Origin of the sequence: Metabacillus halosaccharovorans (genome assembly GCF_002019635.1) — a bacterium.
GTDB lineage: Bacteria > Bacillota > Bacilli > Bacillales > Bacillaceae > Metabacillus > Metabacillus halosaccharovorans.
Genome location: NZ_KV917371.1, coordinates 1,782,017 through 1,794,653, shown reverse-complemented (window position 1 = coordinate 1,794,653; position 12,637 = coordinate 1,782,017). Strand labels below are relative to the sequence as shown.

Annotated in this window: 10 protein-coding genes and 1 other annotated feature; of the genes, 9 read left to right on the top strand and 1 reads right to left on the bottom strand. The window is 36.7% G+C overall.

The annotated features are described in order from the left end of the window. Nucleotides 1-297 precede the first annotated feature (297 nt). The 8 genes from hemA (at nucleotide 298) to ysxE (ending at nucleotide 9,156) form a co-directional block, all read left to right on the top strand. Nucleotides 298-1,650 carry a glutamyl-tRNA reductase gene (gene hemA / locus BK577_RS08315; RefSeq protein ID WP_078432474.1) on the top strand — a complete coding sequence of 451 codons (1,353 nt, stop codon included), beginning with the start codon at nucleotides 298-300 and terminating at the stop codon, nucleotides 1,648-1,650. A 19-nt stretch (nucleotides 1,651-1,669) separates the two neighbouring features. Then, nucleotides 1,670-2,500, top strand: a complete 831-nt coding sequence (locus BK577_RS08310) for a cytochrome C assembly family protein (protein ID WP_026561732.1) — start codon at nucleotides 1,670-1,672, stop codon at nucleotides 2,498-2,500. 30 nt (nucleotides 2,501-2,530) lie between these two features. Next, nucleotides 2,531-3,463, top strand: coding sequence for a hydroxymethylbilane synthase (gene hemC / locus BK577_RS08305; RefSeq protein ID WP_078432473.1), 933 nt, complete (start codon nucleotides 2,531-2,533; stop codon nucleotides 3,461-3,463). Beyond that, on the top strand, nucleotides 3,463-4,263 hold the full coding sequence (locus BK577_RS08300) for a uroporphyrinogen-III synthase (RefSeq protein ID WP_078432472.1): 801 nt from the start codon (nucleotides 3,463-3,465) through the stop codon (nucleotides 4,261-4,263). The genes hemC and BK577_RS08300 overlap by 1 nt, the downstream gene beginning before the upstream one ends. Further along, the gene (hemB, locus tag BK577_RS08295) at nucleotides 4,260-5,240 is read left to right on the top strand and encodes a porphobilinogen synthase (protein WP_078432471.1); all 981 of its coding nucleotides are present in this window, start codon (nucleotides 4,260-4,262) and stop codon (nucleotides 5,238-5,240) included. The genes BK577_RS08300 and hemB overlap by 4 nt, the downstream gene beginning before the upstream one ends. Nucleotides 5,241-5,277: 37 nt before the next feature. Continuing rightward, a complete protein-coding gene (gene hemL, locus BK577_RS08290; protein WP_078432470.1) occupies nucleotides 5,278-6,564 on the top strand; it encodes a glutamate-1-semialdehyde 2,1-aminomutase in 1,287 nt (428 codons plus the stop codon). A gap of 200 nt (nucleotides 6,565-6,764) precedes the next feature. Then, nucleotides 6,765-7,931, top strand: coding sequence for a stage VI sporulation protein D (gene spoVID, locus BK577_RS08285; protein ID WP_169908163.1), 1,167 nt, complete (start codon nucleotides 6,765-6,767; stop codon nucleotides 7,929-7,931). 202 nt (nucleotides 7,932-8,133) lie between these two features. Next, nucleotides 8,134-9,156 (top strand): spore coat protein YsxE, encoded by a 1,023-nt coding sequence (gene ysxE / locus BK577_RS08280; protein WP_245823494.1) that lies wholly within the window; start codon nucleotides 8,134-8,136, stop codon nucleotides 9,154-9,156. Nucleotides 9,157-9,197: 41 nt separating this feature from the next. Here the strand turns inward: ysxE and BK577_RS08275 are convergent, their stop codons facing one another. Next, complete coding sequence (locus tag BK577_RS08275; RefSeq protein WP_026558584.1) at nucleotides 9,198-9,389, bottom strand: hypothetical protein; 192 nt, start codon at nucleotides 9,387-9,389, stop codon at nucleotides 9,198-9,200. Between the two features lie 228 nt (nucleotides 9,390-9,617). After that, nucleotides 9,618-9,860: a binding site (T-box leader), on the top strand. A gap of 73 nt (nucleotides 9,861-9,933) precedes the next feature. Between BK577_RS08275 and BK577_RS08270 the strand changes: the two genes are divergently transcribed. Further along, a complete protein-coding gene (locus BK577_RS08270) occupies nucleotides 9,934-12,582 on the top strand; it encodes a valine--tRNA ligase (RefSeq protein WP_078433503.1) in 2,649 nt (882 codons plus the stop codon). Nucleotides 12,583-12,637: the final 55 nt, after the last annotated feature.

Below are 12,637 nucleotides of genomic sequence, written 5' to 3'. Positions count from 1 at the left end.
GTCAAATAATGATAATCATAATTGTACATACTAGTAAATACTGTAAGCATATCCAAACCAATAACTTGATTAACAGCATAATATCTGATATTGTACAGAGAGAATAGTTGAGAATAGTGTCATACTGTGTAGAATCTTTGTGAAGTATTACACAGATAAAGTGTAACAGTCAAACATACAAACATAAATTATCATAACATACAGTTTCAAAGACTGTTCACATTTTTTTGAGGGAATTAAAATGAAGAGTGATATACTAATAAGTAGAGATCCTTGTACATGGGGGTGTATAAGAAAATGCATATACTTGTTGTCGGCTTAAATTATAAAACAGCCCCTGTTGAAATTCGCGAGAAGCTCTCATTTCAACCTAATGAGCTTACTGATGCGATGAAACAGTTAAAAAAACAAAAAAGTATCCTTGAGAATGTGATCGTGTCGACATGTAATAGAACAGAGATTTATGCTGTCGTAGATCAACTTCATACAGGTCGTTATTATATAAAGGCCTTTTTGGCTGATTGGTTTGGATTAGATAAAGAAAACATATCACCATACTTAACGATCCTTGAGCAGGATGGTGCACTTGAACATCTATGTAAAGTTGCTTGTGGCTTAGATTCAATGATTCTGGGAGAAACTCAAATCCTTGGTCAGGTTCGGTCGAGCTTTTTGCAAGCACAAGAGAACCATACTATTGGAACGGTTTTCAATCAGTTGTTTAAACAAGTGATTACACTGGCAAAACGTTCCCACTCTGAAACAGAGATTGGGGCTAATGCAGTTTCAGTTAGTTATGCAGCAGTTGAGCTTGCGAAAAAGATTTTTGGTGACCTTCGCTCTAAACATGTACTTATTTTAGGTGCCGGGAAAATGGGAGAGCTGGCGGCCCAAAATTTACATGGCAGCGGTGTTGGTAAAGTGACTGTTATGAATAGGACTCTTCAAAAGGCAGAGCAGTTGGCAAGTCGATTTGATGGATATGCAAAGGGTATAAATGAACTTCAATGTGGCCTTATTGAAGCAGATATTCTTATTAGCTCAACAGGTGCAAAAGATTTTGTGATTACGAAAGACATGATGACACATGTTGAGAAAATGAGAAAAGGTCGACCATTATTCATGGTGGATATTGCTGTACCACGTGATTTAGACCCTAGGCTCGCTGAATTAGATAGCGTATTTTTATATGATATTGATGATTTGCAAGGGATCGTTGAAGCAAATTTACAAGAAAGAAAGATCGCAGCGGAAAAAATTGAACTAATGATTGAAGAAGAAATTGTTCAATTTAAGCAATGGATTAATACTCTTGGAGTTGTACCGGTCATTTCAGCTTTGCGCCAAAAGGCTTTAACGATTCAAGCTGAAACAATGGAAAGTATTGAACGTAAAATGCCTAATTTAACTGATCGTGAAAGAAAGGTACTGAGCAAGCATACCAAAAGTATTATTAATCAGTTGTTGAAAGATCCAATTGTAAAAGTAAAAGAACTTTCCGGAGAAGCAAATGCTCAGGAATCATTAGATTTATTTATGAAAATCTTTAATATTGAAGATGCTGTTGAAGAGCAAATGAAAATAGATAAATCAGAGAGTCATGAGGTTGGTACGAACCAACAGATTTATCGTGCTTCACTTCAATCGTAAGTGAGAGGACTTTTCTTTTATGGAGATGAGCTTAAGTAGAATTAATGAAGTAACCATTATTCTTTATGCAGTATGTGTACTTTTATATTTTATAGATTTTTTAAATAACAACCGGAAGGCGAAACAAGCTGCCTTCTGGTTGCTTTCTATTGTTTGGCTCTTACAAACAATTTTTTTATTTGCACGTATGTTTGAAACAGGAAGATTTCCGGTATTAAATGTATTTGAAGGATTGTATTTCTATACCTGGGTACTCGTTACCTTGTCTGTCGTGTTAAATCGTTTCTTAAAAGCGGAGTTTATCATCTTCTTTACAAATGTGATCGGGTTTATCATGATGGCTCTACATACCTTTGCTCCAACGCAATATGAATCAGCTGCTGTTTCAAGTCAGCTCGTATCAGAATTATTGTTGATTCATATTACAATGGCGATTTTATCCTATGGGGCATTTTCCTTGTCTTTTGTTTTTTCCATTCTTTATACCATTCAATATAATTTATTGAAAAAGAAAAAGTGGGGAAAGCGCCTTCTTAGAATAGAAGATTTGTCAAAACTGGATCATATGTCATATGTATTAAATGTCATTGGAGTACCAATGCTGTTACTAAGTTTAATACTTGGTATCATTTGGGCTTATATAAAAGTGCAAAATTTTCATTGGTATGATGCAAAGGTGCTTGGTTCTTTTATGGTCATTTTTACATATGGAGTTTATTTATATATGCGAATTGTAAAGGAATTGCAAGGTAAATCTGTTGCCTTACTAAACTTAGCGTCCTTTCTGGTGTTATTAATTAACTTTTTCTTGTTCGGTAGTTTATCAAGATTTCATTTTTGGGATTCATGATATGGCTTTTTAACAAAGTAGGAGGCAATTATGCGAAAAATAGTAGTAGGTTCTAGACGTAGTAAATTAGCATTAACTCAAACAAATTGGGTAATCGATCAATTAAAATCATTTGGTTTACCTTTTGAATTTGAAATTAAAGAAATTGTTACGAAAGGTGACAAAATTCTTGATGTTACATTATCAAAGGTCGGCGGAAAAGGGCTGTTCGTGAAAGAAATTGAACAAGCGATGTTAGATGGAGACATTGATATGGCTGTTCATAGTATGAAAGATATGCCGGGAATTCTTCCTGAAGGTTTAACGATTGGATGTGTTCCAAACCGTGAAGACCATAGAGATGTACTTATTTCTAAAGACCACAAAAAACTTTCTGATTTACCAAGCGGAGCTGTTATCGGAACGAGTAGTTTAAGAAGAAGTGCCCAACTATTAATTGAGCGGCCTGATTTAGAAATTAAATGGATTAGAGGAAATATCGACACTAGGCTTGAAAAGCTGAAGACAGAAGACTATGATGCGATTATTTTAGCAGCTGCAGGCTTATCAAGAATGGGTTGGAGTAAAGATGTCGTAACCGAGTTTTTAGAGCCTGAGGTTTGTTTACCAGCAGTTGGACAAGGTGCATTAGCTATTGAATGTCGTGAAAATGATCATGAACTATTAGACTTATTAGCAAAGTTTACAGATGAACCAACACAATTAGCGGTAGCAGCAGAAAGAACCTTTTTAACAAAGATGGAAGGCGGCTGTCAAGTACCTATCGCTGGTTTTGCGACTGTGAACAATCAAAAAGAAATACTATTTACAGGATTAATTGCTTCACCAGATGGTAAAGAGGTATATAAAGAACAGGTCTCTGGCACTGATCCTAATGAAATCGGCGGCAAAGTTGCTGAACTACTAACAAATCAGGGGGCAAAAGCCTTGATTGATCGAGTAAAAGAGGAGCTTGATCAATAATGGATACTATTCTTCCATTACAAGGAAAGAAAGTGTTAATAACTAGAGCTAAAGCTCAGGTGGAAGAGTTTATTCAAAAGATTGAAGAAGTGGGTGGGATTGCGTTATCTACTCCACTGCTTGAAATAAAGAGGAATGAGTCAAACGAAAAAAATATAAAACAAACAATAAATTGTTTGGACGAGTTTGATTGTATTGTTTTTACAAGTGCCAATGGTGTTACATTCTTTAAGAAATATCTTGATCAGTGGAATATACCTTATTCTGCTTTACAACATATGGTTGCCGCATCTGTTGGGAGAAAAACAAGTAAGCAAATGGAAAAGCTTGATTTAACGGTTTCGGTCATACCTGAAGAATTTGTGGCTGAAAAACTAGCTGAAAAAATAAAAGAAAAGCTTCAGCGTGACACAAGAATCCTTGTCATACGCGGTAATCTCGCAAGACCAGTATTAATCGAACAATTAACAGCTCATGGATTCTATGTAAAAGACTTAGTTGTTTATGAAACGGTACATAATGATTCAGAGACAAGCAAACTATTGTCATATATTGAGCGTAATGATATAGATTTTATAACGTTTACAAGTTCTTCAACTGTTGATAGCTTTATGAAGGTACTCTATCAAAGGGAATTGCTTGAACATCTTAAAAAAGTAACCTTTATCTGCATAGGTCCAATTACAAAAGATACGTTAATGGAATATGGATTTACCGGGGTAATGCCGGATTCTTATACAATTGATGATATGATAAAAGTGATGATAGATGTAGTGGAAAATAAGGAGGGTATTCAATGAATATTCAATTTACAAGACATAGAAGATTACGCAGCAGTAATAATTTAAGAGCAATGATGAGAGAAACACATCTTCGCCCTGAAGATTTTATTTATCCAATTTTCGTTGTAGAAGGAGAAAATAAACAAAATGAAGTACCATCAATGCCTGGTGTGTTTCATTTATCACTAGATCTTCTTAATAAAGAAATAGAAGAGATTGTTTCATTGGGAATTAAATCAATTATCTTGTTTGGGGTTCCAGCCGAGAAAGACGATGTGGGAACACAAGCTTATCATGATCAAGGGATTGTTCAAAGAGCAACAAGACAAGTGAAAGAGGCATTTCCCGATTTAGTTGTTGTAGCTGATACGTGCCTATGTCAATACACTGATCATGGACATTGTGGTATCGTTGAGAACGGTCAGGTGTTAAATGATCCAACACTTGATCTGCTTGCTCGTACGGCAATAAGTCAAGCGAAAGCAGGTGCGGATATCATTGCTCCATCAAACATGATGGACGGCTTTGTAGCAGCAATTAGACATGGATTGGATGAAGCTGGTTTTGAGCATATTCCAATTATGTCATATGCAGTAAAATACGCTAGTGCATTCTATGGACCGTTCCGAGATGCAGCACACAGTTCACCACAGTTTGGGGATCGTAAGACATACCAAATGGATCCTGCTAACCGTGATGAAGCATTGAGAGAGGCACAGTCAGATCTTGAAGAGGGTGCGGATTTCTTAATAGTGAAGCCTGCTTTAGCATATCTCGATATTATCCGTGATGTGAAAAATCAGTTTAATGTACCTGTTGTGGCTTATAATGTAAGTGGAGAATATTCAATGATAAAAGCGGCAGCTCAAAATGGATGGGTAGATGAAAAAGCCATCGTTACAGAAATGCTTGTCGGAATGAAGCGTGCTGGTGTGGATTTAATGATTACATATTTTGCAAAAGACGTTGCCCGCTGGCTTAAAGAAGAAAACTAAACAACCTCTTACAAAAAGTTGAAAGGAGAACACTCCGATGAATAGTTACGCAAAAAGTGAATCAGCATTTAAGGAAGCACAAACGTTAATGCCAGGAGGAGTAAATAGTCCTGTTAGAGCCTTCAAATCAGTTGGCATGAACCCGATTTTTATGGAACGGGGAAAAGGCTCAAAAATTTATGACATTGATGGAAACGAGTATATAGATTATGTATTATCATGGGGACCACTTATCCACGGTCACTCCAATGATACGGTGGTTGAAGCGATCAAAAAGGTTGTTGAATCAGGGACAAGCTTTGGAGCGCCTACATTAATAGAAAATGAGCTTGCAAAGCTTGTCATTGATCGTGTACCTTCAATTGAAGTTGTACGAATGGTCAGCTCAGGCACTGAGGCTACTATGAGTGCTTTGCGCTTAGCAAGAGGCTTTACTGGCCGCAATAAGATTGTGAAATTTGAAGGGTGCTATCACGGACATGGTGATTCTTTATTAATTAAAGCAGGCTCTGGTGTAGCGACGCTGGGATTACCTGATAGCCCGGGTGTTCCGGAGGGAATTGCTAAGAATACAATTACAGTTCCTTATAATGATTTAGAAAGCACTCGATACGCTTTTGAGCAATTTGGAGAAGATATTGCAGGTGTTATTGTAGAACCGGTAGCAGGTAACATGGGAGTTGTACCTCCTCAACCAGGTTTTCTAGAGGGATTACGTTCAATAACAGAACAATATGGTTCATTATTGATTTTTGACGAAGTAATGACAGGCTTCCGTGTTGACTATGGATGTGCACAAGATTTTTATGGTGTGACTCCAGATTTAACTTGTCTTGGTAAAGTCATAGGTGGAGGTTTACCTGTTGGGGCATATGGCGGGAAAGCGGAAATTATGCAGCAAATCGCTCCAAGTGGTCCAATTTATCAAGCTGGAACATTATCAGGAAATCCATTAGCCATGACAGCAGGCTATGAAACATTAAAGCAGCTAACAAGAGAATCTTATCAGGAATTTCAACGTAAAGCGGACAGACTTGAAGAAGGTTTATCCAAGGTTGCGAAAGAATATGAGATTCCACATACAATCAATCGTGCAGGATCTATGATTGGCTTCTTCTTTACAAACGAAGATGTAACAAATTATGAAAAAGCTAAAACATCAAATCTGGATTATTTTGCCAAGTATTATCAAACAATGGCAAATGAAGGAATATTCCTTCCTCCTTCACAATTTGAAGGCTTATTCTTGTCTACAGCTCACACAGATGAAGATTTGGATCGTACAATTGAAGCGGCTAAAAAAGCATTTTCTTTATTAAAATAAAAAAAAGATTCATCACAAATGTGGTGAATCTTTTTTTTGATTAAAGTATAAGAAAAGACATCGACTCCCGCCTTCTGGCGGTAAATCGTGTTTTTCTAATACAAGGAAAAAGATAAAATTAATTCATATTTTCCTCGTTTCAGACATACATCTGTAATGTCATAGTTATTTTACTAGGCTATTTGAAAGGAGGAATTATTTTGTCACAGGAACAGCAACTGCGTTTTTCTGTTGAAGAATCTGTATGGTTTCAAAAAGGACAGGAAGTATCTGAACTTTTATCTATTTCTTTAGATCCTGATATTTCAATTCATGAACATGATCAGTACATCTCAATTCGTGGAGCACTACTGCTGACAGGTGAATACAAAATAGATCAAGATGGTAGTGAAGGGGATTCCTTTGAATATGCAAACGTAAGATATGTAAATGAGGTTGAAACGAGGGAAGATGGGATTAGTGAATTAAGTCATCGCTTCCCAGTAGATATTACCATTCCAAGGAATCGCATTTCACAATTAGATGATGTTTATGTTTCGATTGAGTCATTTGATTATGAACTCCCTGAACTAAAATGTTTGAAATTAATAGCAGATTTGTCGATTAGCGGGATTTCAGATAGTGAAGCTGTGCAAAATGAAGAGGTTGAAACAACTAGAGAAGAAGAGCTTGAACCATTATACAGGGAAAGTCAAGATGAAACAGAAGTTAATGGTGAGGAATCATTTGCTCAAGCTGAAAGGACAGCAGTATCTCCTTTTTCATCATTTTATGAAGTAAATGAATCGGATGATTCGGACATGGACAAATTGTCACCACCATCGATTACCATTCAAAAAGAGGTTACGGAAAGTCGTGAAGAAAGTGAAGAAGAAATCTTTACTGAAATCTCTTCACAGGATCTTTCAGTGCAAGTAGAAGAACAGGAAGAGACTGAACAGCAAGAGGTACTTAATAGTGAGCCAATTCAAGACGAAGAGAAAGTGCAGGAAGATCTTTATGATCCGTTCTCTGTAGAAGTAAGAAAAGAAGAACAAAATGAAGAACCGCAAGAAGTCCAATATTCCTTCTTTTCAAAATCTGAAGCTGAGGTTGAGAAAGTGGAAGAGCTTGATGATCAGGATGAGAGAGATGAGAAAGATCAGAAGGATGCACATTATTTAACCAGTTTATTTGCCAGAGATGACGAAGAAGACTTTTCTCGTTTGAAAATGTGCATTGTTCAACAAGGTGATACACTCAATTCAATTTGTGATAGATATGAAATATCAATACAGCAAATTGTACGTGTTAATGATTTTCAAGCTGATCAAGATGTTTATGAAGGACAAATTCTATATATTCCAGCCTACTCAACTAGTAAATAAAATGATTTGACTTGAGTATGAAGTAATTAGAAAAACTTGGCTTGTCGCCAAGTCCAAATGGCGAAAGCCTTAGTTTTTCTTATACTATCATCCATAAAATCTTATACTTACTGATAGTATAAAAAACAGCATGGGGGCTACCTGATCCTCAGCTGTTTTTTTCAGTTCAAGCCGATGAATTGAGGTGAAAAAAACTGTGCAAATGTCATTAAGTGAAATTCGGCCTCTGTTACATGATTATAACCTATCCCCTGAATATACTGAGGGTTTAAGTAAAAAAGCAATAAAGATTTATACAGATACAGGTCCATTTGTATTAAAAAAGCTCTCGAAAGGTTTTAATCCTTACTTTGTAGATTCCTTAAGAATTCTAAAAGATAATAAATATTCTCATCATGTACCACTAGTCAGCAATAACCAACAGCAGCTTCTCTCGTATTATAAAGGTGATTACTATTATCTAATGCCATGGTTATCAAATGAACAAGAAGAGGAACGGGATGCCAGACATCAATATTTATTTAAAGAGGTAGCCACTCTTCATAAAAAGACAGAAAAGAAACTAGACATCAGTACCAAGGATGTATCAAATCATTATGAAGAAACGGTAAAACGGTGGGATCAGGCAAAAGAAATGTACGAAGCATTCGTCGAGCAATGTGAGCAAAAAATCTATCTTTCACCTTTTGAATTACAAGCAGTCACCTATTATACCGAAGTATCTCGTGCGATCGATTTTTCTAAGAAAAAACTTGAAGAATGGTCCAATCTGATGGAAGAAGAAAAGTCAACTAGAGTTGTCTTAATACATGGAAAAATATCGGCACGCCATTTTTTATATGATGATGATGGGAACGGGTATATAACGAATTTTGAGCGCTCAAAATATGCCTCACCGATAGATGATTTTTTGCTGTTTATGAATCGAACGGCAACCACCTACCCGATTCAAAGTGACGATTGTGTTAACTGGTTTTATACGTATCAAAAGGGATACCCATATACCGCTGAAGAAATGAGCTTGTTTTTAAGTTATTTGGCATATCCTGATCGTGTATGTCATTTAATTAAAACCTATAACAAGGAGAAGAAAAAGCGCTCTGAGTTGGACAGAAACAAACAGTTAGTAAAGGCGTATTGGCAGTTTAAAAATGTAGAATATTTTGTGATGAAAGTATCTGAGATTGAAGAGAAAAAGAAAATGGAAGCAGAGGAACAATCATAAAATTTTAAAAGAGGGAGAGGGGAGCCTCCCCTCCATTTGTTTTAAATCCAATCATAACGTAAAGCTATAGCTAAACCGATTAGGATCCCTAAAAGAAGAACATCAAATGTAGTAGGAAAAAACACAGTACGTATACCCTGAAAAATGGTTAACGGAATAATGATTTGAATACCAACCTCACGTATTTGTCTAACCCAGGGTGGTAAAGAATATGGATTATAACGCTTCTTCATATCATAACTCCTCCTTACACTCATTTTTGAAAAAAATTCTCACCTTTTTTATACATGTTCATAAAATACGTTCAACATCGAATTTTCGTACAAATCGTCCACTAATGTAAGGTATTCCAAAAAATGTGATAAGTGCCTGTATGAATGGAAGGAAAAATGGAGAAAATATTGACGGTAAAATGTATTATTTAGTAATATAAGATAGATGAAAAGAAACAACTACATATTTAGTAAACGTTGATTGGGAAGAGTACATTGTCTTCACTTCACAGAGAGAGAAATCATTTGCTGGAAGATTTCTTATGTTGAGGCTTTGGAAGGTCGCCCAGGAGTTACTTCCTTGAAAGAATAGTAGAAGAGGTCGGTGAAAACCGTTATTATATTGAGTGTATAGAGTTGATTTATGCTTTTTTGCTGAATCAGTCTATAAAAAAAGGTGGTACCGCGAAATTTTCTCCTTTCGTCCTTTTATGGATGAAGGGAGTTTTTTATTTTTACTATCAAAAAATCCAAGGAGAAATATAGTGTGAAGGAGAAAAACGGAATGGAAAATAATGAACAACAGCTATCATTACCAACGAAATATGATCCAAATGCAATCGAAAAAAACCGCTATTCCTTTTGGCTAGAAGGAAAATACTTTGAAGCAACAGGGGATGAAAAGAAGCAGCCTTACACAATCGTTATTCCCCCGCCAAACGTAACAGGGAAGCTACACTTAGGTCATGCTTGGGATACAACCTTGCAAGACATTTTAACACGTATGAAAAGAATGCAAGGCTATGATGTATTATGGCTTCCGGGAATGGACCATGCCGGTATCGCTACACAAGCAAAGGTAGAAGCGAAGCTGCGTGAAGAAGGTAAATCACGCTATGATTTAGGACGGGAAAAATTCGTTGAAGAAACATGGAAGTGGAAGGAAGAATACGCAGGCCATATTCGTGAGCAATGGGCGAAAATTGGTTTAGGTTTAGATTATTCACGCGAACGTTTTACCCTTGATGAAGGCTTATCAAAAGCCGTTCGTGAAGTGTTTGTCACACTTTACAACAAAGGACTTATTTATCGCGGAGAGTATATCATTAACTGGGATCCGCAAACAAAAACAGCTTTATCAGATATTGAAGTTATTTATAAAGATGTTCAAGGTGCTTTTTATCATATGAGCTATCCACTTGCTGATGGTTCTGGTTCAATTGAAGTAGCAACGACACGTCCAGAAACAATGCTTGGAGATACGGCTGTCGCGGTTCACCCTGAAGATGAACGTTATAAACACCTAATCGGCAAAAAAGTTATCTTACCAATTGTTGGACGTGAGATTCCAATTGTTGGCGATGATTATGTAGATATGGAGTTTGGTTCAGGTGCTGTTAAAATAACGCCTGCACATGACCCGAATGACTTCGAACTTGGAAACCGTCATAATCTTGAACGAATTCTAGTCATGAACGAAGACGGAACAATGAATTCAAATGCCGGAACTTATAATGGCTTAGATCGCTTTGAATGTAGAAAGAAAATTGTAAAAGACCTACAAGAACAAGGTGTATTATTTAAAATTGAAGAACATATGCATTCTGTCGGTCACAGTGAAAGAAGCGGTGCTGTTGTTGAACCATATCTTTCAACACAATGGTTTGTCAAAATGCAACCACTGGCAGATGAAGCAATCAAACTTCAGGAAGACGATGAAAAGGTAAACTTTGTTCCTGATCGGTTTGAGAAAACGTATTTACGATGGATGGAAAACATTCGTGACTGGTGTATTTCCCGTCAGCTTTGGTGGGGACATCGGATTCCTGCTTGGTACCATAAAGAAACTGGAGAGGTATATGTAAACCAAGAGCCACCAGCAGATATTGAAAATTGGACACAGGATAATGATGTTCTTGATACATGGTTCAGTTCTGCATTATGGCCATTTTCAACAATGGGCTGGCCGGATACAGAATCAGTTGACTTTAAACGTTATTATCCAACAGATGCTCTTGTAACAGGCTATGATATTATCTTTTTCTGGGTATCACGAATGATCTTTCAAGGACTTGAATTCACAGGTAAACGTCCATTCAAGGATGTCTTAATTCATGGTCTTGTACGTGATGAGCAAGGTCGTAAAATGAGTAAATCTTTAGGAAATGGTGTAGATCCCATGGAAGTCATTGATCAATATGGGGCAGATTCACTACGCTACTTCCTATCAACAGGAAGCTCACCGGGTCAAGATTTACGATTCAGCTATGAAAAAGTGGAATCAACATGGAACTTTGCGAACAAAATTTGGAATGCATCCCGATTTGCTCTCATGAATATGGATGGTTTAACGTTTGATGAAATTGATCTATCCGGTGAGAAATCTGTTGCAGATAAGTGGATTTTAACTCGCTTGAATGAAACAATTGAAAATGTCACAAAGCTTGCCGACAAATATGAATTTGGTGAAGTAGGGCGTCTACTTTATAACTTCATTTGGGATGATTTCTGTGATTGGTACATTGAAATGGCGAAGCTGCCATTGTATGGTGAGGACGAAGCAGCGAAGAAAACAACACGTTCAATCCTCGCTTATGTGCTTGATAACACAATGAGGTTGTTACACCCATTCATGCCATTTATTACAGAAGAAATCTGGCAGTCTCTTCCACATCAAGGAGAGTCGATTACAATCGCAGCATGGCCAAATGTTAATGAAGATTTAACAGATCATGAAGCGGCAACAGAAATGAAACTTCTAGTAGAAGTCATTCGTGCGGTTCGAAATATTCGTTCTGAAGTAAATACGCCAATGAGCAAGCAAATTCCAATGACAATCAAGGCGAAAGATCAAGCTGTGTTAACTCAACTGGAAAACAATCTTGCGTATATTGAGAAATTCTGTAATACAAGTTCTTTAAATATCGTTACAGAAGTAACAGCGAACGAAAAATCCATGACAGCTGTTGTGACGGGTGCTGAAATCATCCTGCCAATTGAAGGATTAATCAACATTGAAGAAGAAATTAAACGTCTTGAAAAAGAACGTGAAAAACTCGATAAAGAAGTGGAACGCGTTCAGAAGAAACTAGGCAACGAAGGCTTCCTAAAGAAAGCACCTGAGAAGGTTATTGAGGAAGAGAAAGCAAAAGAAAAAGATTATCTGGAAAAACGTGACATCGTTTTAGCTAGAATTCAAGAGCTAAGAGGATAAAGTGACTTCATTTAGTATGGGGCTTTATCCATACTGAATGGATAAGGAGTTTACT

What these genes read in the sequence shown, in the direction of transcription:
- BK577_RS08270 (WP_078433503.1), top strand. Translation starts at nt 9,934, where the DNA reads ATGGAAAATAATGAACAACAGCTATCATTACCAACGAAATATGATCCA.
- hemB (WP_078432471.1), top strand. Translation starts at nt 4,260, where the DNA reads ATGAATATTCAATTTACAAGACATAGAAGATTACGCAGCAGTAATAAT.
- hemC (WP_078432473.1), top strand. Translation starts at nt 2,531, where the DNA reads ATGCGAAAAATAGTAGTAGGTTCTAGACGTAGTAAATTAGCATTAACT.
- BK577_RS08300 (WP_078432472.1), top strand. Translation starts at nt 3,463, where the DNA reads ATGGATACTATTCTTCCATTACAAGGAAAGAAAGTGTTAATAACTAGA.
- BK577_RS08275 (WP_026558584.1), bottom strand. Translation starts at nt 9,389, where the DNA reads ATGAAGAAGCGTTATAATCCATATTCTTTACCACCCTGGGTTAGACAA.
- BK577_RS08310 (WP_026561732.1), top strand. Translation starts at nt 1,670, where the DNA reads ATGGAGATGAGCTTAAGTAGAATTAATGAAGTAACCATTATTCTTTAT.
- hemA (WP_078432474.1), top strand. Translation starts at nt 298, where the DNA reads ATGCATATACTTGTTGTCGGCTTAAATTATAAAACAGCCCCTGTTGAA.
- ysxE (WP_245823494.1), top strand. Translation starts at nt 8,134, where the DNA reads ATGTCATTAAGTGAAATTCGGCCTCTGTTACATGATTATAACCTATCC.
- hemL (WP_078432470.1), top strand. Translation starts at nt 5,278, where the DNA reads ATGAATAGTTACGCAAAAAGTGAATCAGCATTTAAGGAAGCACAAACG.